24 protein-coding genes are annotated in these 21,331 nt (G+C 61.9%); 2 read left to right on the plus strand and 22 right to left on the minus strand.

Annotation, left to right across the window (positions count from 1 at the left end):
* The 9 genes from rpiB to ACTLLP_RS09330 all read right to left on the minus strand — a co-directional run bounded on the left by rpiB (window position 1) and on the right by ACTLLP_RS09330 (window position 7,139).
* Entirely contained in the window at window positions 1–447 is a 447-nt protein-coding gene (gene rpiB / locus ACTLLP_RS09290; RefSeq protein ID WP_441059213.1) for a ribose 5-phosphate isomerase B, read from the minus strand.
* A gap of 52 nt (window positions 448–499) precedes the next feature.
* On the minus strand, window positions 500–970 hold the full coding sequence (locus tag ACTLLP_RS09295; RefSeq protein ID WP_441059215.1) for a low molecular weight protein arginine phosphatase: 471 nt from the start codon (window positions 968–970) through the stop codon (window positions 500–502).
* Window positions 971–1,522 carry a manganese efflux pump MntP gene (locus ACTLLP_RS09300; RefSeq protein WP_441059217.1) on the minus strand — a complete coding sequence of 184 codons (552 nt, stop codon included), beginning with the start codon at window positions 1,520–1,522 and terminating at the stop codon, window positions 971–973.
* Window positions 1,523–1,527: 5 nt separating this feature from the next.
* A complete protein-coding gene (locus ACTLLP_RS09305; protein WP_441059219.1) occupies window positions 1,528–2,538 on the minus strand; it encodes an L-threonylcarbamoyladenylate synthase in 1,011 nt (336 codons plus the stop codon).
* A 61-nt stretch (window positions 2,539–2,599) separates the two neighbouring features.
* Window positions 2,600–3,460 (minus strand): peptide chain release factor N(5)-glutamine methyltransferase, encoded by an 861-nt coding sequence (prmC, locus tag ACTLLP_RS09310; RefSeq protein ID WP_441059221.1) that lies wholly within the window; start codon window positions 3,458–3,460, stop codon window positions 2,600–2,602.
* A gap of 9 nt (window positions 3,461–3,469) precedes the next feature.
* Entirely contained in the window at window positions 3,470–4,537 is a 1,068-nt protein-coding gene (gene prfA, locus ACTLLP_RS09315) for a peptide chain release factor 1 (protein ID WP_441059223.1), read from the minus strand.
* Complete coding sequence (locus ACTLLP_RS09320) at window positions 4,500–5,345, minus strand: DUF1385 domain-containing protein (RefSeq protein WP_441059225.1); 846 nt, start codon at window positions 5,343–5,345, stop codon at window positions 4,500–4,502. The genes prfA and ACTLLP_RS09320 overlap by 38 nt, the downstream gene beginning before the upstream one ends.
* 50 nt (window positions 5,346–5,395) lie before the next feature.
* Entirely contained in the window at window positions 5,396–5,596 is a 201-nt protein-coding gene (rpmE, locus tag ACTLLP_RS09325) for a 50S ribosomal protein L31 (RefSeq protein WP_441059227.1), read from the minus strand.
* Between the two features lie 139 nt (window positions 5,597–5,735).
* Window positions 5,736–7,139: an ISLre2 family transposase gene (locus tag ACTLLP_RS09330; protein ID WP_441059229.1), complete on the minus strand. Its 1,404-nt coding sequence runs from the start codon at window positions 7,137–7,139 to the stop codon at window positions 5,736–5,738.
* A gap of 278 nt (window positions 7,140–7,417) precedes the next feature.
* Between ACTLLP_RS09330 and ACTLLP_RS09335 the strand changes: the two genes are divergently transcribed.
* Together ACTLLP_RS09335 and ACTLLP_RS09340 are read left to right on the plus strand one after the other, a co-directional pair.
* On the plus strand, window positions 7,418–7,729 hold the full coding sequence (locus tag ACTLLP_RS09335; protein WP_441059231.1) for a hypothetical protein: 312 nt from the start codon (window positions 7,418–7,420) through the stop codon (window positions 7,727–7,729).
* A complete protein-coding gene (locus ACTLLP_RS09340; protein WP_441059233.1) occupies window positions 7,719–8,306 on the plus strand; it encodes a phospholipase D family nuclease in 588 nt (195 codons plus the stop codon). The genes ACTLLP_RS09335 and ACTLLP_RS09340 overlap by 11 nt, the downstream gene beginning before the upstream one ends.
* Here ACTLLP_RS09340 and rho read toward each other — a convergent pair.
* The 13 genes from rho to ACTLLP_RS09405 all read right to left on the minus strand — a co-directional run bounded on the left by rho (window position 8,297) and on the right by ACTLLP_RS09405 (window position 21,280).
* Window positions 8,297–9,673 carry a transcription termination factor Rho gene (rho, locus tag ACTLLP_RS09345; protein ID WP_441059235.1) on the minus strand — a complete coding sequence of 459 codons (1,377 nt, stop codon included), beginning with the start codon at window positions 9,671–9,673 and terminating at the stop codon, window positions 8,297–8,299. The genes ACTLLP_RS09340 and rho overlap by 10 nt on opposite strands.
* A gap of 104 nt (window positions 9,674–9,777) precedes the next feature.
* Window positions 9,778–10,437, minus strand: coding sequence for a fructose-6-phosphate aldolase (gene fsa / locus ACTLLP_RS09350; protein WP_441061750.1), 660 nt, complete (start codon window positions 10,435–10,437; stop codon window positions 9,778–9,780).
* Between the two features lie 26 nt (window positions 10,438–10,463).
* Window positions 10,464–11,327 carry a class II fructose-1,6-bisphosphate aldolase gene (locus ACTLLP_RS09355; RefSeq protein WP_441059237.1) on the minus strand — a complete coding sequence of 288 codons (864 nt, stop codon included), beginning with the start codon at window positions 11,325–11,327 and terminating at the stop codon, window positions 10,464–10,466.
* Window positions 11,328–11,360: 33 nt separating this feature from the next.
* Window positions 11,361–12,029 carry a hypothetical protein gene (locus tag ACTLLP_RS09360; protein ID WP_441059239.1) on the minus strand — a complete coding sequence of 223 codons (669 nt, stop codon included), beginning with the start codon at window positions 12,027–12,029 and terminating at the stop codon, window positions 11,361–11,363.
* 89 nt (window positions 12,030–12,118) lie between these two features.
* Entirely contained in the window at window positions 12,119–12,448 is a 330-nt protein-coding gene (locus ACTLLP_RS09365; protein WP_441059241.1) for a response regulator, read from the minus strand.
* Window positions 12,445–13,083 (minus strand): YIP1 family protein, encoded by a 639-nt coding sequence (locus ACTLLP_RS09370; protein WP_441059243.1) that lies wholly within the window; start codon window positions 13,081–13,083, stop codon window positions 12,445–12,447. The genes ACTLLP_RS09365 and ACTLLP_RS09370 overlap by 4 nt, the downstream gene beginning before the upstream one ends.
* A complete protein-coding gene (sppA, locus tag ACTLLP_RS09375; RefSeq protein ID WP_441059245.1) occupies window positions 13,080–13,970 on the minus strand; it encodes a signal peptide peptidase SppA in 891 nt (296 codons plus the stop codon). The genes ACTLLP_RS09370 and sppA overlap by 4 nt, the downstream gene beginning before the upstream one ends.
* Window positions 13,952–15,601 carry a CTP synthase gene (gene pyrG / locus ACTLLP_RS09380; RefSeq protein WP_441059247.1) on the minus strand — a complete coding sequence of 550 codons (1,650 nt, stop codon included), beginning with the start codon at window positions 15,599–15,601 and terminating at the stop codon, window positions 13,952–13,954. The genes sppA and pyrG overlap by 19 nt, the downstream gene beginning before the upstream one ends.
* Before the next feature lie 2 nt (window positions 15,602–15,603).
* Window positions 15,604–17,298, minus strand: a complete 1,695-nt coding sequence (gene argS, locus ACTLLP_RS09385; RefSeq protein ID WP_441059249.1) for an arginine--tRNA ligase — start codon at window positions 17,296–17,298, stop codon at window positions 15,604–15,606.
* Between the two features lies 1 nt (window position 17,299).
* The gene (locus ACTLLP_RS09390) at window positions 17,300–17,758 is read right to left on the minus strand and encodes a YwiB family protein (RefSeq protein WP_441059251.1); all 459 of its coding nucleotides are present in this window, start codon (window positions 17,756–17,758) and stop codon (window positions 17,300–17,302) included.
* Window positions 17,728–18,933: an aminotransferase class I/II-fold pyridoxal phosphate-dependent enzyme gene (locus ACTLLP_RS09395; RefSeq protein ID WP_441059253.1), complete on the minus strand. Its 1,206-nt coding sequence runs from the start codon at window positions 18,931–18,933 to the stop codon at window positions 17,728–17,730. Before ACTLLP_RS09395 ends, ACTLLP_RS09390 begins: the two co-directional genes overlap by 31 nt.
* The gene (locus ACTLLP_RS09400; RefSeq protein WP_441059255.1) at window positions 18,930–19,418 is read right to left on the minus strand and encodes an Lrp/AsnC family transcriptional regulator; all 489 of its coding nucleotides are present in this window, start codon (window positions 19,416–19,418) and stop codon (window positions 18,930–18,932) included. Before ACTLLP_RS09400 ends, ACTLLP_RS09395 begins: the two co-directional genes overlap by 4 nt.
* 434 nt (window positions 19,419–19,852) lie before the next feature.
* The gene (locus ACTLLP_RS09405) at window positions 19,853–21,280 is read right to left on the minus strand and encodes an ISLre2 family transposase (RefSeq protein WP_441061752.1); all 1,428 of its coding nucleotides are present in this window, start codon (window positions 21,278–21,280) and stop codon (window positions 19,853–19,855) included.
* Window positions 21,281–21,331 lie beyond the last annotated feature (51 nt).

The raw sequence follows: 21,331 nt of genomic DNA on the forward strand, positions 1-21,331 counted from the left end.
CTACAATCCCCCTCTTTCGCGCGCCAGAATTTTATCCACCCGGCGGCGATGACGCTCTCCCGCGAAGGAAGCCGCCAGCCAGGTTCGGACGATCTCCAGGGCCAAGCCCGGCCCTATTACCCGCTCTCCCAGGCCCAGAACGTTGGCATCGTTATGTTCCCGGGACATGCGGGCCGAATAGGTGTCGTGACACAAGGCGGCCCTTACCCCCGGCACCTTATTGGCCGCTATGGTCATGCCGATGCCGGTACCGCAGATCAGAATCCCCCGGTCGAAATCGCCCCGCGCCACGGCCTCGGCCACGGCGAAAGCGATGTCCGGGTAGTCGCAGGACTCAGGCGAGTGGGTGCCGAAGTCCCGGTATTCCAGCCCCTCCTCCTCCAGAAAACGGCGAACAACTTGCTTGAGCTGCCAGCCGCCGTGATCCGAACCTATGGCTATCTTCACCGGCAGCCAACTCCTTTCAGTTTCTTCCTCACGCAAAGTGTTAATTCGCAATTCAAGCGCGTGGTTCCTGCTCCTTCAACCATCTTTCTATCACCATGCGGCAAAGCTGGCGGATTTCCTCGGCATACTGGCGGTAGTAGTGCAGGGGAAGGCCGATGGGGTCGTCTAGATCTTTAGGCCGGCCCGCGTACTCCCCCAAGGTAAAGATCTTCTCCTTGGCCTCGGGCGCCAGCTCCAGGAGGTGGGCCTTGTGCCGTTCGGTCATGGCCAGCACCAGGTCGGCCTCCGCCAGCATCGCTTGCGTTACCCGGCGCGCCCGGTGCCCGCTTATATCTATCCCCCATTCGGCCAGGGCCGTCACCGCTTCCTCGGAAGCCGGCATACCCTCCAGGGCGTAAAGCCCGGCGGAGGAAACCTCCACCTCCTCCACCCCGTAAGCCCCTAGCAGTTGCCGGAAGATCCCCTCGGCCATGGGTGAGCGACAGGTGTTGCCACTGCACACAAACAGTAGCTTTCGTGCCATTTATCTCACTCCTCGCAAAAAATGCAGCCCTATGCCAATAAGCAATATGCCCCCCGCCAGTTGCGCCCAGCGCCCCACCAGGACCCCTGCTAACCGACCCAAGCCCAGCCCCAAAGCGGTCATAAAGCCCGCTACCGCGCCGCAGACCAGGGCCACCAGCAAAGGGGGAAAGTGGTAAACGCCCAGGGAGAAGCCCACGCTCAAAGCGTCCAGGCTCACCGAGGCACCCAGCAGCAGTATACCCCCGAGGCCGGGGCGCAGCGCCGGGGCTTCTCCTTCGCCACGCCGGAAGTGACTCCAGAGCAGCCGCGCGCCCAGATAAAGGAGAACCGCTGCCCCCAACAAAGCGGCCAGGGAGCCCAGAAAAAGCTCCACTAACTTCCCAGTCCACCAGCCGGCCAGGGGCATGAAGACGTGGTAGGCCGCCACGGTGAAGATCAGCCCCAGCGCCCGCCTCCGGCTCAAAAGAGCGCCCAGCCCCAGACCCACCGCCACCGAGAAGGCGTCGGTGCCCAGCACCACCGCCAGCAGAAATAAGGTCAACCACTCCATAAGGCTTAACTTCTACCTACCTCGTACCTCTCGGCGGCCATCTCCCGCAGCCGCAGGAGCACCGCCTCCCCCACCTCCGCCACCACCGCTTCCGCCACTATGATCTCCACCCGCTCCTCTATATCCCGCAGGGCGGCGTAAAAGGTGGCGGCCACGCTGCGGGGCCCGCCCTTGAGCCGGCCACAGGCCAGGACAGTGAAGGGCCGATAAAGCTCCACCCTCTCTTCACGGGTGAGCACCCCTACCCGCCGGCCCGCCCGGTCTTGCCGGGAAGCTTCGGCCAGAACCCGCTCCACCACCAGCTCAGGCACCCCTCCCTCTACCAATACCAGCGGCGCTTTAAGCCGCCAGCGCCCTTCCCCTTCGGTCAGGGCCACCGCGGGCTTAATCCCCGTCCTCTCCTCTATGTCCCCCGGCAGAAGAGCTCCCACCCGCCGGACAATAAACTCTTCCCCCTTTACCTCCACCACCGTGGACTCTATCCCCAAGGGAGTGGGACCGCCGTCCAGCACCCCCGCTATCGCCCCTCCCAGCTCGGCGAGCACGTGCTCCGCCCTGGTGGGAGCAGGCCGACCGGATAGGTTGGCGCTGGGCGCCGCCAAAGGAAGGCCGACTGTGCCAATGAGCTTTCGCGCCACCGCGTGATCGGGCACCCTAACCCCCACGGTCTCCCCCCCGGCCGTGAGGCTCGGTGGCAGGTCAGAAACGGCGGGGAGTATCAGGGTGAGGGGCCCGGGCCAGAAGGAGGAGATGAGCCGGCGGGCCGTAGAGGGAACCTCCTTCACATACCGGAAGAGCTCCTCAGGGTCCGCCAGGTGCAGGGTCAGAGGCTTGCGAGCCGGGCGCCCTTTCACCGCGAAGACCCGGCGCAGGGCCTCTTCTCGAATCACCGCGCCCAGGCCGTACACCGTCTCCGTGGGGAAGGCCACCAACTCTCCCCGCCTCAGGAGCTCCCCCGCTTCCTCCAGGGCCGAGTTTTCGGGACGCAAGGGGTCGACCCGCCACACCTTGGTCATTTACCTACCTCCTGCGCTAATCTCAACGACGAAGAACGGTACGGTGAGGAGGGCACGGGCGTCAGTCCTTCCCGCGAAGGCGGGCCAGCACAAGCCGCGCCCTGCCCGCCAGATCGCGCCTCACCTCGAGCTCTTCCCAATCCTCATCGAAAAGCTCCAACATCCCCGAGCGCTGCCAGGGAGCCATCTCGGCAAGAAGATACCCCCCCGGGCGTAAAATCTTCTTGGCCTGGGGCACCAGGCGCCGGTAAAGGGCCAGCCCGTCTGCGCCGCCGTCCAGCGCCTGCCGGGGTTCCCGCTGCACTTCCCGGCTCAGGGTGGGAAGAAAGGCGCGGGGGATATAAGGGAGATTAGCCCCTACCAGGTCCACCTTTCCCGCCACCGGCGAATCTTCCAAGGGAGAAAGAAGGTCGCCCGCCAGGAAAGTTATCCTCTCCTCCACCCCGTGGCGTCGGGCGTTACGCCGCGCGCAGCACAGGGCCTCCGGACTGGTGTCTAAAGCTAAAAGGCGAGCTCGCGGCAAAGATACCGCCCAGCTCACCGCCACCGCCCCGCTGCCGGTACCAACGTCCACCAGGAGGGGGCTCTCCTTCCCCTTCACCTTCTCCAAACCGGCCTCCACCAAAAGCTCGGTCTCCGGGCGGGGAACCAGCACAGCCGGGGTAACCTCCAGTTCCAGCCCCCAGAACTCCCTTTTCCCGATGAGGTAAGCCAAGGGTTCCCCGGCCAGCCGCCGCCCCACCAACTCCCAGAAGCGGAGTCGCGTGAGAAAAGGCACCGGCAAATCGGCCGCACCATACAAAAAGAGGCGGTCGCGCTTTGTGAGATGCGCCAGCAAGACCTCCGCCTCCAGGCGCGCCTCTTTGATCCCCGCCTCTTTAAGCCGGTGCGTACCCGCCGCCAAGAGTTCTTTCACTCGCATACAAGACCTTTAGCTTATCTGGCGCAGGCGCTCCGCCTGGTCCGCCGCCGCCAGCGCCGTCAGCAACTCGTCCAGATCCCCCTCCAAAATTTCTTCCAGCCGGTAAAGGGTTAGATTGATACGGTGATCGGTAACCCGGTTTTGGGGGAAGTTGTAGGTGCGCACCCGCTCGCTGCGGTCCCCGCTCTTCACCTGGGAACGCCTTTCCGCCGCTATGGCCGCCTCCTGCTCCTGGCGCTTGCGCTCCATGAGGCGAGCTCGCAGAATCTTCATGGCCTTGTCGCGGTTCTTCAGCTGCGAGCGCTCGTCCTGGCAGGTGACCACGATTCCCGTAGGCAGGTGGGTGATGCGGACAGCGGAATAAGTGGTGTTCACCGACTGCCCTCCGTGCCCGGAGGCGCAAAAGGTGTCCACCCGGATCTCCTTAGGATCGATCTCCACGTCCACCTCTTCCGCCGCCGGTAACACCGCCACCGTGGCCGCCGAGGTGTGGATGCGCCCCCCGGTCTCCGTTACCGGCACCCTTTGCACCCGGTGCACCCCACTTTCAAACTTGAGCAGGCTGTAAACCCCCTTGCCCTCGATGGAGACCACCACCTCTTTGACCCCACCCAGGTCGGTGGCGTTGGTGCTCAGAAGCTCCGTCTTCCAGCCCCGCTTCTCGGCGTAGCGCAGGTACATGCGTAAAAGATCGGCAGCGAAGAGGGCCGCCTCTTCCCCCCCGGTTCCGGCTCGGATCTCCAAAATAACGCTGCGCTCGTCGTCGGGGTCCCGGGGCAAAAGCATGAGTCGCAGCTCCCGCTCCAGCCATTCCCGCCTCTCGCGCAGGGTCTCCCACTCCTCCTGAGCCAACTCCCGGAGTTCCTGGTCCTGCTCTTGCTGCAGCAGCGCCTCGGCCTCCTCGATGCCGGCCTGCACTCGCTTGTACTCCCGGTAGGCGCTGACAATGGGCTCGAGCTCGGCGTGGTGCTTGACGTATTCCCGCCAGCGCCTCTGCTCGGCCATCACCTCCGGATCAGCAATCTTGGCCGTTAGCTCCTCAAACTGTTGCTCTATCGCTTCTAGTTTCTCCCACATCACCCTCACCTCCTTCCGGTAAAATAGCCTGCAACGCCGCCAACGCCACCTCCACCTGCGCTCCATCTGGCTCCCTGGTAGTGAGGCGTTGCAACCACAGACCGGGGGCCACCAGGGGACGCAACCACGGGGAAGTGGACCCGCTGGACCAGCGCAAGACTTCGTAGCTTACCCCGGCCAGCAGCGGCAGCAATAAGAGGCGCGAAAGCAAGCGCCACCACAATGGTCCCTGCCCCACCAAGGAAAAGAAAAAAATACTCAAGAGCAGCACCAGCAAGAGAAAACTGGTACCGCAACGGCGGTGAATCACCGGGAAAACCGCCACCGCGTCCGGCAGAAGGGGAGCACCGGCCTCGTAAGCGTTGATCACCCGGTGCTCGGCCCCGTGGTAAGCGAATACCCGCCGGATATCGGGCAGCCAGCTGATCGCCCAGAGATAAAGCAGAAAAACTACCAGCCGCACCAAGCCCTCCAGCAGGTTCTGCAGCCAGTAAGCGGGTATCTGCTGGCGGAAAAAGTAAGCCGCCCCAGCTGGGAAGAGCACAAAGAGCAACACTCCAGCTCCCAGACCGAAGGCGATGGTGGCCGCCACCTCTCCCCGGCTCAACTGCTCCTCTTCTCCCGCCGCCTCGGCCGCCGAAATGCTCAGGGCCTTTACCCCTAGCACCAGCGCCTCGTAAAGAAGCACCACCCCTCGCACCAGGGGAAAACGCCAGCCTCCCGGGCGGTCGGGAATCTCCTCCCGGCGCACAGCTATAGAACCGTCAGGGCGACGCACCGCCACAGCCCAGGACGAAGGTCCGCGCATCATCACGCCCTCGATTACGGCCTGCCCCCCGTAGCGTGGCAGGCTCCGCTTTATAGGCCGTACTTCTTCTTGAAGCGTTCTACCCGCCCCCGACGTTCCACAATCATCTGCCGCTGTCCCGTATAAAAGGGATGGCACTGGGAGCAGACCTCCACCTTTAATTCTTTCCTGGTTGACATAGTCTCAAAGGTAGCCCCGCAGGCGCAAATTACCCGCGCTGGACCGTAATCCGGATGAATGCCCTTCTTCACCCTCTGTCACCTCACTTTCACCAGAAACCGGATGCTATTATAGCACGGCCATTCCCATCCCGGCAACGACGCGCAGCCCATTGATCGTGTCAACCTACTGTAGGAGTCTCGAGCCCCACTGTCCCCGGACCAGGACGAACTACCAAAGAAGATCGATGTTCCGGCTCAAAGCTTTGAGGGCTCTGGTTAATGACGTTACCGGACCCCGTAGAGCGGGAAGATTATCGAACACCTCACCCGATATTTTCCTTAGCCTCTGCCTCTCTTCCTCGACAGCTGCCTTATCGATCTCTAAAGCCCTTAAGCCCTCCTTCCGTCGGGCTACATATTGCTCCCGCAAGGAAACACCATTCGCCTTCGCCACCCGCAACCGGGCCATCCGGTCTACCCCACGAGCACTCCAGGCCATCGGTCGGGATGATAACCGTGCCGAGAAGAGATGACTTACGTGCGCCTCCGCACTTACCCCCAACTCCGCCCCGGGATAAAGCCGGTAGGCCATTATCCCCTCCCAGTTCCGCCGGATGTAACGTCGGCAATCCCGTACCGCTTCCTTCCGCGCAGGACTCGCCGCAGCTTTGCCCGCCCGCCGCAAAATCGCCTGTACCTTTACCTCATCACCCTCCCATAAGGCCGCCCAAATCTCTCTATAACCATCACTATCACGCCCCAAAGCAGCCACCAGGTACTTGTCCAGGTGAAAAAGATCTAAGACAAAGACGCTCCTCGGTAGAAACTCCAGCCCTTTCTTTATCCACCTGTCTCCGTCACCGCAGAGGTAAATCCGCTCCACAGAAGATAATTCGTACTGCTCCTCGATGTAGCTCAACACCTCGAACCACAGCTCATCCGTATCTGAGTAAAGCCCTCCCAAGTAATAAGGCCGCTTGAGTCTGTATCTGTCTTTCCCCACCTTCTCTTTCCCCTCGTGGATGTAAACCAGCCGGGGTAAGTACTTCTTCCCGTCCTGACCTGCTACGTGGTCTTCATCCGCCTCCACATAAAGAACCTTCCCCCGGCGCTTCTCCCCAGGCGGCTCGGGCAGTTCTTCCAGTGTAAAGTTGTGAATCACCTTCTTCACCGCTTCGCCGCTTAGCACAACCTCCCGATTGCCTCTCCCTACCCTCTCGCCACTCTTCCGGTAGGAAAGATCTACCGCTTCTTCTAAGGCTTGTGCTTTAACCAGAGGATCAACCCGTGCGTGCGGCCCGTAACCTACCAACCGATCTATCAGGTGCACCCGCTCCCCAGTCTCTTTGTGCCGGTAATAGGTTCGCTTATAGTTGACCAGACCGAAAAGGGTAAGTACTTCTTTGGGATCGTTTCGCCGCTCTACCCGCCAGCCGGGCCGCTTTTCCCGGTGCTCCCGAAGATAGGCGTCTTTCGCCTCTAAAACTTCCCTCAAAACCTCCTGTCCCAGGTTATTAAGCTCCTGCCAGAGCTTCTCCTCGAAGCTTAAAAAGTCGGTCCCTTCCTCCAGAACCTTCAACGTTAGCTCCGCTACCCTCTGGAACTTCTCCCAAATCTGCTTTATAATCTGCATAGAGACCTCACCCTCCTGAGTGGTTGTTTAAGCAACTACTCGTCCGTTGCAAGGACGGTGAGGTCTCTCTTCTTTCTCCCCTTCCTTAGCTCCTGCAAAATTCCTACAGTAACTTTACACTAACCAGCCCATTGGCGCGATCTCGCGGCGGCGGGTTTCGCGAGCACCACCAGCGAGTCCCGGAGCTGAGATCGATGAATAGGGCAGGATTATCGCCCCTCTCCGCAGAATATACAGTATTGCGATTCCGATTCCACATGCGAGTGGGGTGAGCAACCATGGGAGAGAAAAACGCTTCCCGCTGCCCTTTCTGCGGCTCTCCCGTCAGTGAGGATTCGGATGTGCTCCCCCTGCACCTGCGGGCCGGTTCGGCCTGGCTGGGCTGGTTGCACTATCTGGTATGTCCTCGCTGCGGGCGGGTGGGATACCGGGAAGAAGAACTCGACCGTCTAAACGAGGCCATTATCGCCCACATGGCCCTCAACTACTTCCCGGCTCGGGAAGGGCAAGAAGAAGGGGCGGACGAGCAGGGCAATCTGGCAGGCTGGATGTACCAGTTTAAAGAACCGGTGGCCACCTTTGGCTTCTAAACCGGGACTTCACCGCCGAGCTGGCCCGGTCCTCCTGCTAATAGGGCTGGTCCTGGCCGTTGCCAGCTGTCTCAACCCCACGCCCACCGCCAGCGGCCGCTGGCAGGAGGGGAGCTGGGCGCTTTATTTCCCTCGTGCCGGCCAGGACCCTGCGCCCGTTTTGGTGGCGTTGATCGGGCAAGCCCAGTCTTCCTGCGACGTGGCCATATACAGCCTCACCCACCCGGATATCGTCAGAGCTCTGGTAGCGGCTCACCGGCGGGGCGTGCGGGTCAGGGTCATTACCAACAAGGACTGGCAGCAAAACGATTCCCAGCGCCACGCCGTGAACGTGTTGCTGCTGGCAGGTGTGCCGGTGCAGGCCAACACCCACGCCGGCCTCATGCACCTGAAGATGGTGGTTATCGACGGCAAAATCACCACCACCGGCAGCTACAACTTCACCCGCAGCGCCAGCGAAAGGAACGATGAGATGCTGCTTTTAGTTTACTCGGAAAACCTATCCCAGGCTTGCGGCCGAGAGTTTGAGCGCCTGTGGAACGACCGGGCCAACTTCGCCCCGGTTACTCAGCGGTAGTTGGGAGAAAAGCTCTTAACTTCCCCGTCCCCACTGGCCTGCTTGAAGGCCTGGAAGCTACGCACCAGTTCCTCGTTGGAGCGCGTGCGCCGCAACTCTTCCAGCAGGTGCTCCATAGCTTCCCAAGGAGTCATCTCGTTGGTCACCCGCCGGAAATACCAAACCAACTCCAGTTCCTCCTTGCTCAGCAGGAGCTCTTCCTTCCGCGTGCCCGAGCGCTTGACATCAATGGCGGGGAAAATGCGGCGCTCGGCCAGACGACGATCCAGCACCAGCTCCATGTTGCCGGTGCCCTTGAACTCTTCGAAAATCACCTCGTCCATGCGGCTGCCCGTCTCGATAAGGGCGGTGGCCAGAATAGTGAGGCTCCCCCCCTCCTCCAACTTGCGGGCGGCGCCGAAAAAGCGCTTGGGCTTGTGCAGAGACGCGGGGTCCACCCCTCCGGAAAGGGTGCGCCCGCTAGGGGGGATTACCAGATTGTGAGCTCGCGCCAGCCGCGTGATGCTGTCCAGCAAGATGGCCACGTCACGCCCGTGCTCCACCAGGCGCTTGGCGCGCTCCAGCACCATCTCGGCTACCTTTACGTGGTTCTCCGGGGGCTCGTCGAAAGTGGAACTCACCACCTCGGCGCGCACCGAGCGGCTGATATCGGTCACTTCCTCGGGGCGCTCGTCGATGAGTAGGATTATCAAGTATATCTCCGGGTGATTAGCGGTTATGCTGTTGGCGATCTCTTTCAAAAGCGTGGTCTTGCCCGCCTTAGGAGGAGCCACGATCAAGCCTCTCTGCCCTTTGCCCAAGGGGGCTATCAAATCGATGATCCGGGTGGAAATATGCTCAGGAGTGGTCTCCAGGCGGATGCGCTCACAGGGGTAAAGGGGCGTGAGGCTGTCGAAGTGGGGGCGCGGCGTGAGTCGATCGGCGTCGTACCCGTTGACGCGCTCCACCCGCAGGAGGGCGTAGTACCTCTCCGCCTCTTTGGGCCGGCGCACCACCCCTTCCACCAGGTCGCCCGTGCGGAGGTCGAATTTGCGGATCTGGGAAGCGGAAACATAAATATCGTCGGGGGAGGAGAGGTACTTGTGGGGGCGAAGAAAACCGTAACCGTCCGGTAAAATTTCTAGGATGCCGCGGGCGCTGGGGGCCGGAGCCGGTTCTCGCTCTACCTCCGCTCGGACTGCCGCCACCGGTTCGGGCTCCCGCACTTCCGCCGGCGTTTCGGCAGGAGCGGCCGCCGAAATCCGGTCCCGGATGGCCTCGATGAGCTCCTGTTTCCGCAAGCGGTAATACTCCGGCACGCCCATCTCCTTGGCCATCGCGCGGAGCTCGGGGACGGTTCTGCGCTCCCAATCCTGGGGTAACGCCATCTGATTCACCCCTTTTCTGGCATCATTTTGTTTGCGGGGTACTTTATACCACACCAATGGAGTCAAAAGCATCTACCTCGCTTGCGACGGAAATTAAGAAATTTTTACTTAGAGGAAAGGCTCTGTCCGCTGCGGTGCCAATCGGCCAAGAAACGCTCGATGCCGATATCGGTGAGGGGATGGCGCACCATCTGCTCCAACACGCGGAAGGGAACCGTGGCGATGTGCGCTCCCGCGCGGGCCGCGGCCACCACGTGCATGGGATGACGAATGCTGGCCGCGATTATCTCGGTGGGCAAACCATGCAGAGAAAAGACCTCAGCTATCTCAGCCACCAAAGCCATACCGTCTTGCCCGATGTCGTCCAGGCGCCCCACAAAGGGGCTCACATAACTAGCCCCCGCCAGGGAAGCGAGCAGAGCCTGGTTGGTGGAGAAGACCAGCGTGACGTTAGTCTTTATCCCCCTAGCTTTCAAGGCCTTAACCGCCTTCAAGCCTTCGGGAGTGATGGGGATTTTTATTACCACATTGGGGTGCAGGCAACTCAGTTTCTCAGCTTCGGCCACCATTCCCCCCGCCTCGGTGCTGATCACTTCGGCACTCACCGGACCGCCCACCAGTTCAGCGATCTCCTTGACCAGCGAGGGGAAATCCCTTCCTTCCCGCGCCACCAGGGAAGGGTTAGTGGTCACTCCGTGAATCACGCCCCAGGAAACCGCTGTGCGAATCTCTTCCAGGTTAGCCGTGTCTAGATACAGCTTGATAGCTAGTTACCCCCTTCATGCTTAAATTATACGCCAATCGCCTTACCTGAGCTACCGCAAAGGCGCAATTTGGCGCGAATTACCTCGGTGGCTTCTTCCCGCGCCGCTCCCAGAGGCCGGCGCGGATCGAGTTCGTCGGGGTGATCCAGCAGCTCCCGGCGCAGGCGGCCGACAAAAGCTTGCCGGATGTCGGTGTCGATGTTAACCTTGCGGATGCCTCGCTCGATGGCCTCCCGCACCGCTTCGGTCGCCAGGCCCGAGGCGCCGTGAAGAACCAAAGGAACCTTAACCTGAGCGGCGATATGGCTCAGGCGCTCGAAGTCTAGCCGTGGTTCTCCGCGGTAGCGCCCGTGAGCGGTGCCGATAGCCACCGCCAAAGCGTCCACCCCGGTCTGCTCCACGAAATGGGCCGCCTCATCGGGGTCGGTGAAAAAGGCCTCTCGCTCTGCCACCGCGATCTCGTCTTCCACCCCGCCGACGCGACCCAGCTCCGCCTCCACCGAAGCCCCCACGGCCCGAGCCGCCTTCACCACCTCTTTGGTGAGGGCCAGGTTCTCCTCCAAGGGCAGGTGCGAAGCATCGATCATCACCGAGGAAAAGCCGGCCACCAGGCACTGGATGACCTGCTCGTAGCTCGTGCCGTGGTCCAGATGCAACACCACCGGAACCGTGACCTGCCGCAAGGCCGCCCGGGCCATCGCCGCCAGGTATTCCAGCCCCGCGTACCTGATCGCTCCCGGGCTGAATTGAACGATCACCGGCGAGCGCTCGGCCTCGGCCGCCGCCGCAATGGCCTGCAGCACTTCCATATTATTGCAGTTGAAAGCCCCGACCGCGTAACCCCCGGCCGCAGCCGCCCCCAGCACCTCCCGCAAAGTGACAAGCGGCACTGCAGCAACACCTCCCGGGGAAGCTTCACCCTTTTATTTTCTCCGTTTCGCCCGTTTTTTGCGCCGCGTTAGGGCCGCAGCTGCCGAACGCTCCGCGCGGAAGAGCTTGATGGTAGACATGCCCTCCAGAGCGCGCACATCCGCCTCCGTCGCCGCTGGCAGCGTCGCCTTGCGCCCGCAGGAGCGACAGCGCAGCACCACCCCATCGGGCAGGAGCTCCACTTCCACATCCTCGCGCCCGCAGGGGCAAAATATCCCGCCCTCCCCTGCCAGTTCTTCCACCAGATACAAGACCTCGAACATGACCTCCGGGTTGACGAAGTAATCTTCCCCGCCCAGCTCGTCCACCAGCGCCTCCAGCTCTTCTCGCAAGCTACGGGAGACCTCCCGCAGCTTGGAGTGAGGCCCCAGATAGCCGATCTCCAGGCCCACCTGGCTACAGAAAAGGCGAATAAGCTCCCCCGACCAGATCTTCCGCCCCTTCAGGTGGAAGCGGTGAACCTGCTCGCAATAGGGACAGATAATCTCCACCACGTAGTTGCGGCGGTCCCGGGTGATGATCCGCGCCTTCTCCTCGCCACAGGAGCAGCGAAGGATCAAAGGACGCGAGGGGACACTGGCGAAACGGGAGACCGGAGCCGCTTCCTCCCGGGAACAAAAGGAACAACGCACCAGCAGGTAGGTCTCGGTATCTACCGGCATAATGATAAAGCCTCCTAAACAGGTAGCGATAAAGATAAGACGGTCGACTCGGCTTTATTTATTCGCTGCCGTCAACTCGATTCCTGCCGTTAAAGTCCGGAAAGTTCGCTTCGGATCAGCTGCCGGAGCTGGTTCAAATCGAAAGGCTTGTGCAGCACCGGCACCCCCAATTCCTCGCCCACTCCTTCGTCTCCCGTGACCAGCACCAGCGGGACCTGCCCCTGGAGCTCGTGCCGGAGGGCCTCTCCCCCAGGGCAGTTCAGATCCAGCACCACCAACTCCGGCCTTTCCTGGGCGATGAGTTCCCGGGCCTCATCGCCACCGGACGCCTCGGCCACTCTCCAGCCGGCGGCCGCCAAAGCCTCGCGCATCACCAGCCGCACCAGCGGCTCGTCATCCACCACCAGCAGGTAGCTCATGGCTTACCCAGCCCTCCCAGCCCCAGGACCGCAGCGACCACGCCGACCACCATCGCCACCAGGAAGACGAGGAAGATCAGAGCCAGCAACGGAACCAACACCAGCAGCACCGCCTGCCCGGTGGCCAACTCGTGCTCCTCCCGCAGCCCCACCACCAGCAGCACCGCCATCCAGACCAGCAGGGCCAGCCCGGCCAGACCTCCAACCAGCGAGGTGGCCGCTTCCGAAACCCGCGCCAGCACCAGCAACACATCCAGGGGCACCAGATAGAGCTGGGGAGTGATCACCAAAGCGCAGACCGAGAGCACCCCCAGGGGCGTGCCCCGCCCCCCCATCAGGTGGCCCACCAGGTAAAAGAAGCTGGCCTGCAGCAACCATAGCATCAAGGCCAGCGGGATGCCCAGCAGCAGGAAAGCCGCCAGAAAGGGAACCGTAGCGTGGGGAAGCGAAGCCGAAGCGGAACTGGACGCGCGCATGAGTAGGAGGTTGGTAAGCCCGTTGAGCACCAGCACCAGCAGGTAGAGGGTTAGGGCGGATTTAAAACTCCTGCGGGCCTCCGCGCGCCTGATGGTTTGCAAGGGAGCGAAAAGCATACCGGCGAGGAGTTCAAGGATTCCCATCCTCTCTTCGGTCAAGAGCGCAAGCCTCCTTTCGGCAATTGGGGAGCGAAACGCTCCCCCAGGGGAACCCCAAACAGGCGCTGGAAAAAGGAGCGGTAACCGAGCTCCTGCACTTCCGGCTTTCCTTTGATCCCGGCCAACTCCCCGGCCAGGCGCACCGCCGTGTGCAGGTCCCCCAGCTCGTCCACCAGGCCGAGCTCTTTAGCCTGCTGTCCAGTGAAAACCCGGCCATCGGCCAGCGCCAGCACCTTATCCCGGGGCATATGCCTTCCCTCGGCCACGTGGTTCACGAATTGCTGGTAAATATCGTCTACCATGCCCTGCAAGATTTTCCGCTCCTCCGGCGTTAGGGGGCGGCCGGGATTGCCCATATCCTTGTAAGGTCCGCTTTTAACTATCTCCGGTTCCACACCCAGCTTGTGGTACAGGCCCGATAGGTTGGTGGTCTCGAAGATCACGCCTATGCTCCCGGTAATGGTAGCCGGTAGAGCTACGATGCGGTCGGCACTGGCCGCCACCCAGTACCCCCCAGAAGCCGCCGTGTCACCCATCGACACGACCACTTTTTTGCCCGCTCGCTGCACCCGGCGCACCGCATCGCTGATCTCCTGGCTGGCCGCGGCGCTGCCGCCCGGGCTATCGATACGCAACACCACCGCCTTGATGGAAGGGTCCTTCTCCGCCCGGCCCAACGCCTCGATTACTCCCCGGGAGTCGGCCGGGCCCCCGAAGAGCGAAGGCGCGCCGCCCTCCCCAGCGATAACCCCGGTGAGATAGACCAGGCCCACCTTACCACCGCCGCGGACCGGGCTCTCTTCCCGGCCACGGCCCCACACGGCCGCCAGCACCAGGAGCAGCCCAATGACCCCCAGCGCGACGCCGCCTAAAACTCGCTTCCGCACAGCGTCTCCTCCTCCTCTTTAAGCAACTCCCGGCCGGCCAGAGCTAGCGCCGCCCCCACGAAATCGCGAAAGAGGGGGTGAGGACGGGCAGGGCGAGACTTAAATTCCGGATGGAATTGGGTCGCCACGAACCACGGGTGGTGGGGCAGTTCCACCACCTCCACCAGGCGCCCGTCGGGAGAAAGGCCGCTTAGAACCAGACCCTTTTCCGCCAGGATATAGCGGTAGTCGTTGTTGAATTCGTAGCGGTGCCGGTGCCGCTCACGCACCTCCGGGACCCCGTAGGCGGCGTAGGCCCTGGTGCCGGGAACCACCCGGCAAGGGTAACCACCCAGACGCATGGTCCCTCCCTTGTCGGTCACCGCCCGCTGCTCCGGCAAAAGATCGATGACCGGGTGGGGAGTGTGGGGATCGAACTCGGCGCTGTGCGCTCCTTCCAGCCCCGCCACCGAGCGGGCGAACTCCACCACCGCCAGCTGCATTCCCAGGCAAATGCCCAGAAACGGTATCCCTTCCTCCCGGGCGTAACGGATGGCCGCGATCTTACCTTCCACGCCTCGCTCGCCAAAACCGCCGGGGACCAAGATCCCCCCCACTCCCTCCAGCAGGCGAGAGGGGGGATTCTTTTCCAGATCTTCGGCGCTTACCCAGCAAATCTTTACCCGGGCATTATGAGCACAGCCGGCGTGGATCAGCGCCTGCACTACGCTGAAGTAAGCGTCGCGCAGATCCACGTACTTGCCCACCAGAGCTATGGGCACCTCCCGGCGGGGATGGTAGAGGCGGTGCACCATCTCGCGCCAGGAAGCCAGTTCCGGCGCCCGGTCTTCCATACCCAGTCGCTGCACCACGTAGGTCCCCAGGCCCTGCTCCTCCAGGCGCAGGGGGATCTCGTAAATGGAAGGCACGTCCAGGGCCTCTATCACCGCTCGCGGCTCCACATCGCAGAAAAGGGCGATTTTACGAATCAGGTCTTCACCCAGGGGCATTTCCGAGCGGCAAACGATAACATCCGGCTGGATACCGATGCTCCGGAGCTCCTTGACGCTGTGCTGGGTGGGTTTGGTCTTGAGCTCCCGCGCTCCCCGCAGATAGGGGACCAGAGTGACGTGAAGGTATAGGGTCTTTTCCCGGCCCAAATCGCTTCGCAGCTGGCGGATGGCCTCCAGGAAGGGCAACGACTCGATGTCGCCCACCGTTCCCCCGATCTCCACCAACACCACGTCCGCGCCCGAGTCGCGCCCCACGGCGCAGATGCGCTCCTTGATCTCGTTGGTCACGTGCGGAATTACCTGGACCGTGCTTCCCAGGTAGTCTCCCCGCCTCTCCTTGGTGATCACCGACCAGTAAATGCCCCCAGCGGTGACATTGCAGGAGCGGTTGAGATCGGTGTCTATAAAACGCTCGTAGTGCCCCAGGTCTAGGTCGGTCTCCGCCCCGTCTTCGGTGACGAAAACCTCGCCGTGCTGGAAGGGGCTCATGGTGCCAGGATCCACGTTGATGTAGGGGTCCAGCTTCTGGATCATCACTCCTAACCCCCGGCTCTTCAACAGGCACCCTAGGGAAGCCGCCGTCACCCCCTTGCCCAGGGAAGAAACCACGCCGCCGGTGACGAAGATGTACTTGCTCATGGCTACATCCGCTCCGGAGCCGCGATTCCCAGAAGACCCAGACCCTGGCGCAAAACCAACTGCGTGGCCGCCGCCAATCCCAAACGGGCCTCTTCCAGAGCAGGTTCCGCCCCTATGATGCGGTGCTCATTGTAGAAGGAGTGGAAGAGGGAACTCAAATCGTACAGGTAAGCGGCCAGGCGGTGGGGGGCCAGATTCAAAGCCGCCCCCTCCACTTCCTCGGGGAATAGAGCCAGCTGGTGCATGAGCCGCCGCTCCTCCGTCTCTCTCAGGCAGGAAAAATCGAGCTTGGCCGGAGACCCCAGGCTCCCTCCCCGCTCCGCCAGCTGGCGGAAGAGACTGGCCAGGCGGGCGTGGGCGTACTGGATGTAGTAAACGGGGTTTTCCATGCTCCGAGTCTTGGCCAGCTCCAGGTCAAAGTCGAGGTGGGCGTCGGCCGAGCGCCAAATAAAGAAATAGCGGGCGGCATCCTTTCCCACCTCGGCCAGAAGGTCGTTTAAGGTGACATACTCGCCTGCCCGCTTGGACATCCGCACCGCCTCCCCGCCCCGGGTGAGGCGCACCAATTGCATGATAATCACCGTGAGCTTGGCTGGATCGTAACCCAGGGCCCGCAAGGCCGCCTGCAACCGGGGAACGTGACCGTGGTGGTCCGCCCCCCAGAGGTCGATCATCCAATCGAAACCCCGCTCCAGCTTGTGGCGGTGGTAAGCGATATCGGAAGCGAAGTAAGTGGGCAGGCCGTTGGTGCGGACCAGCACATCATCCTTAGGAGCTCCGTACTCCGAAGCCTTGAACCACAGCGCTCCTTCCTTTTCGTAGGTGGCCCCGCGCTGCTTCAACTCCTCGATGGTAGCCGTGACCTGACCCGAATCGTGGAGCTCCTGCTCGGAAAACCACACGTCGAAGCGCACGCCAAAAGCCTCCAGGCTCTCTTTTATCGCCGCCAACTTCTCCCGGATAGCGAACTTCACCAGGGCCTGGCGGACCTCCGCCGGCGGGGCGCCCTCGTAAGCCGAGCCCTGCTCCACCAGGAAGCGCCGCACCGTGTCCACCACGTCCTGCCCGTGGTAGCCGTCCGGCGGCACGGAAACCTCCTCGCCCAGAAGCTGTCGGTAGCGGGCCTCCAGGGAGGCGGCGAAACGCTCGATCTGGTAGCCGGCATCGTTGATGTAATATTCGCGCGTCACCTCGAAGCCCAAAAAAGCGAGAAGCGCGGCGATGCTGTCGCCCAGCGCCGCGCCCCGCGCGTTGCCCATATGCAAAAGGCCAGTAGGATTGGCGCTCACGAACTCCACGTTCACCTTCCGGCGCCCCCCCAAATCCTGCCGCCCGTAGTCGTGCCCCTTCAACAAAATCTCCCGCAGGGCCTCCTCCAGCCAGCGGGGCTGGAGGTAGAAGTTGAGGTAACCGGCCCCGGCCACTTCCACGCGGTCGAGATAAGGAGAAGCGCCGGCGGGAAAATGCTCGGCCAGCAAAGCCGCCACCTCCCGCGGGGCCTTACCTGCCCGGCCGGCCAGCTTGAAGGCCAAATTAGTGGTGAACTCGCCAAACCCCTCTTCCCGTGGAACCTCCAGGGTGACTGGGGGGAGAGCGGTCGCCGGAAGGGACAAGGCCGAAACGGTAGCCGCCAAAGCCTCGTCTAAACCCCGACGCAGGGCCTCCCTTATCTCCTGTCTGAGAGAAGCCTGAAGCAATCTATCCTGCCTCCCTTACGGTGATGCACAGCGCCTGGAAACCAAAGGACTGGTGGGCCAGCAGCAATTCATATTCTAGGTTAATGCGCGCGCCGGTGGCTGTCAAGCTGACTTCCACCCGGCTGGTCCGGACCTCGCAGGGCAGACGGCCGAAGGGAGTGACGTACTCTCCCCGGTGGACCTTGCCTCCCTCGAAGACCTGCTTCTGGCTCACGCTGCCCATGCGGTTGAGCGTGACCCGCCCGGGCTCGAGCTTTAAAGTGGTGGTGGTCCCCTCCATCCCCGCCAGCTCCGACTCCTGGTAGATCAGGTAGTGCGCCTCCCCCCGCCGGTAAAGCCTTCCCCGGGTTTCAAAGACGATGGTTTCCTGCTCTCCCGTCTCGGCCTCCGTGCGCGTCCCCTCCACCTTTATCCACACTTCCAGGCCCTTCACCGGCCCATAACCACCGCCGAGGAGCATCCTTTCACCCCGTGCCGCCGCAGGAACTCCTTCATGCGGCGGAAAGCCTCCGTGAGATCCTGCACCGAAGCGGCGAAAGAGCAACGGATATGCCCGCGCCCCGCCGGGCCAAAGGCCGTTCCCGGCACCACCGCCACCTTCTCCTCCAGGAGCAACTTTTCGCAGAACTCCTCTTCGGCCATGCCGGTGTCGCCCACGTAAGGGAAAGCGTAGAAAGCCCCCTTGGGCTCGGCGCAGGGCAACCCCATTTCCTTGAAAGCGTTCACCACCAGCCGCCGGCGGTAAGCGTATTGGGCCACCATTTGCCGCATGTCCTCCAGACCGCTCTTCAGGGCCTCCAAGGCAGCCATCTGCGCGGTTATGGGGGCACAGAGCATGGTGTACTGGTGGATCTTGGTCATGGCCCCGGTGAAAACTTCGCTCCCGGCCGCGTACCCCAGGCGCCATCCGGTCATGGCGAAAGCCTTAGAAAAGCCTTGCAGCACCACGGTGCGCTCCTTCATGCCGGGGAAAGAGGCGATGGAGACGTGCTCCCCCTCGTAGGTGAGCTGGGCGTAGATCTCATCCGAGATAACCAGCAGGTCGTGCGCTTTGACCACCTCGGCTATCGCCCCCAGCTCCCTCCGGTTCAGCACCGCCCCGGTGGGGTTGTTGGGGTAAGCCAGTAAAAGTAACTTGCTCCGGGGAGTTATGGCCTTTTCCACCTGCTCGGCGGTGATCTTGAACCCTTCCTCCATGCGAGTGGGCAGCAGCACCGGCACCCCCCCGGCCAGCACCGTGCAGGGAACGTAAGAGACGTAGGTGGGATCGGGTATCAACACCTCGTCCCCTGGTCTGAGCAGAGCGCGCAGGGCCAGGTCCAGGGCCTCGCTCACCCCCACCGTCACCAGAATTTCCTTCTCCGGGCGGTAACGCAGCTGGAAAGCGTCTTCTAGGTAGCGGGCAATGGCCGCCCGCAGCTCCTTCAGCCCCCGGTTGGAGGTATACATGGTGTAGCCCCGCTCCAGGGCGTAAATGCAAGCTTCCCTTATGCGCCAGGGGGTGACGAAGTCAGGCTCCCCCACGCCCAAGGAAATAACCCCCGTCATCTCCGCCGCCAGGTCGAAGAAGCGGCGAATACCCGAGGGAGGCAAAGCCACCACCTGGGGGTTGAGATACTCTTCCCAGTTCTTCATGGCGACACCACCAGCCTCTGCGTCTCTTCCACGTCCTCCACCAACTCCCCTTCGATCTTGTAGGGCTTCAGCATGAAATGGGTGGTGGTGCTGACCACGCCCTCCATAGGAGCCAGCCGGGTGGCGACGAAGGAAGCCACCTCCTCCAGCCGCTGCCCCTCCACTTCCACCGCCAGGTCGTAAGCCCCCGACACCAGCCGGATATTCTTGACTTCCGGAAAGCGAGCGATGCGCTTGGCCACGGCGTCGAAGCCTACCTCCCGCTGGGGGGCCACCTTGACTTCGATGAAGGCCGTGACCTTCTCTTCTCCCAGCTTACGCCAATCGACGAGGGCGCGGTAGCCGAGAATCACCCGCCGCCGCTCCAAATCCCCCAGGAGCTCGCGCGTTTCCTGGGGGGATAGATTCAGCATGGCGGCCAGCTCTTCGACCGAGTAGCGGGCGTTCTGGTTAAGGAGCCGCACCAACTCTTTCGCTTTTTCCACCTGCCTGCACCCCCTTGAATTAAAGGCAAAAACCCCGCCCCCACGCTAAGGACGGGGTTAAAACCCGCGGTACCACCTTAATTGGCGCCGACGAGCCGGCCAGCGCCCTCTCTTTGCCCTTTAACGGTGGGCCACCGGGCAAGCCTACTTGGGCTTAAAGTTCCTTTCGGCTCCCAGCTCCGGGGTGGCCGGAACGGGTGCCTGGCCGCCGGGCTCCCACCGCTCCCCGGCTCGCTGGGGCTGCCCTCCCGCTCCTCTTCCCCTTCCTCGCCTTCTAGAACTATACGCCGATCTTGCTTAATTAGTAGCACACCCGGCAGTCCCCGGTCAAGTACCGTTCAGATGGCGTGTGCGTCAAGAGTTAGTAGGTGAACTCGGAGAGGAAATTTCCTGGAATTTGAGACCACGCCGCCTCAATCCCGCCTCGACCAGGCTCAAGCTAGCTCAAAGCTAGGCCGGCTCAACTCCCGCAGCACATACTTCACCCATGGAGCTCCGGCAGAGGGCCCTTTCAGTGCCGGCAACCCTGCTCTAAGCCAACTCCTCGCTTCCTCTACCTTCCGCTTCACCTCCACCTGCACCGCCTGGGCCAGATGCTCCTGCCCGGCCAGCCTTAACTCCCACCGAGAAGTGTACTTCTCTAGCTCCCCGTTGGACCGCGCCGACAAAACCCGCGCCATCCTGTCTGCTCCTGCCTCCGTCCAGCTCGCTCCTATCCTCTTCATCCGCCACCCTGCCCCGTGCCACACTTGCCCCTCTATGGTCCCCAACCGCTCAGTACCAGGAGAAGTAATTATCCCAGACCAGTTCTCTTTCAAATAGCGCCAAAGCCCCTCTATCCTCTTCTTCCTGACTCCCCGAACTCCCCTCACTGCTTTGTTCAGAACCTCTTCCACCCTCTCCCACTCCCTCGAAGCTATGGCCTGCTTGGCTTCGTTGTAAGTCTCCTCGTCGTGCCAAAATGCCTCTACGAGCCGCCGGTTCAAATGGTAAGGATCCAAAACGTGCACTGCCCCGGGGAAGTAATCTACCCCCTGCTTGGCCCACTCCGCCCCGTCACTCCCAAGGTGTATCTCCTTCACCTGACCCATGTCCCACCGGCTCGCTACCCCAGAGTAAACTTCCTCCCACATCCTCTCCCCTTCGCCTACACCGCTCGTTACCAGCTTGTCCTTTAAAGCCTTCCGGCCACCCCCAATCGCTTCTTTGCCTGTGTAAGCTACGAAGAGTTTGACCTCTTTCCTTTTCTCTCCGCTCCTCTGGAGTCTTATCACCATCCCGTCGGCCTCTATGTAAAGCCTGGAGGTCTTCTCTTTACCTCCGGGTGTCTCTCCCTTCTCAAAAACGGCTTCTCTCCTGGACTCTCCTTCCTGCCTGAGCGCTTCTCCTGCTTCCTGCACGGCCTGCCACACCGCCATGGGGCTGATCCCCGGAACAAGATAGCCTAGAATTTCTGCCGCTCGCCTGAAGGGCATGTCCACCCCTAGCTTCACCGCCATCTCTTTCAAGCGCGGCGTGCATCCAGACCTCTCCGACCAGCCCAAGGCCTGGTCAAGAAGAAACTTGGCTTCCCCCGTTTGCTTGTTCCGGTAAAGCCGCCTCTTTACTTTGAGTTCTCCAAAGCTGGTGACTAAGGTCCTTTCCCTGAACCCCACTACTTCCCAAACTCGCTTGTCCCTCGCGTTCATGAGGTGGGTGTCTATCTCTTGCAGAACCCAGGCGAAAATTCCGAGGGACATTTCTAAAGACCGCCTCTGCACTTCCTTCTCGAGTTGGTAAAAGTCGCGGCAACCGGTGATCAATTCGCTGATTTTTTCTCCAAAAAGAAGGATCTGGTCCACCAGAGGTTGAATATTTGAGATGGTTTGCATCGGACCTCGCTCCTCCTCGCTCCTTCTTTCAGTCCATGAAAG

Source organism: Desulfothermobacter acidiphilus, assembly GCF_052073645.1.
In the GTDB taxonomy this organism is placed as follows: Bacteria; Bacillota; Desulfotomaculia; order Desulfotomaculales; family Ammonificaceae; genus Desulfothermobacter; species Desulfothermobacter acidiphilus.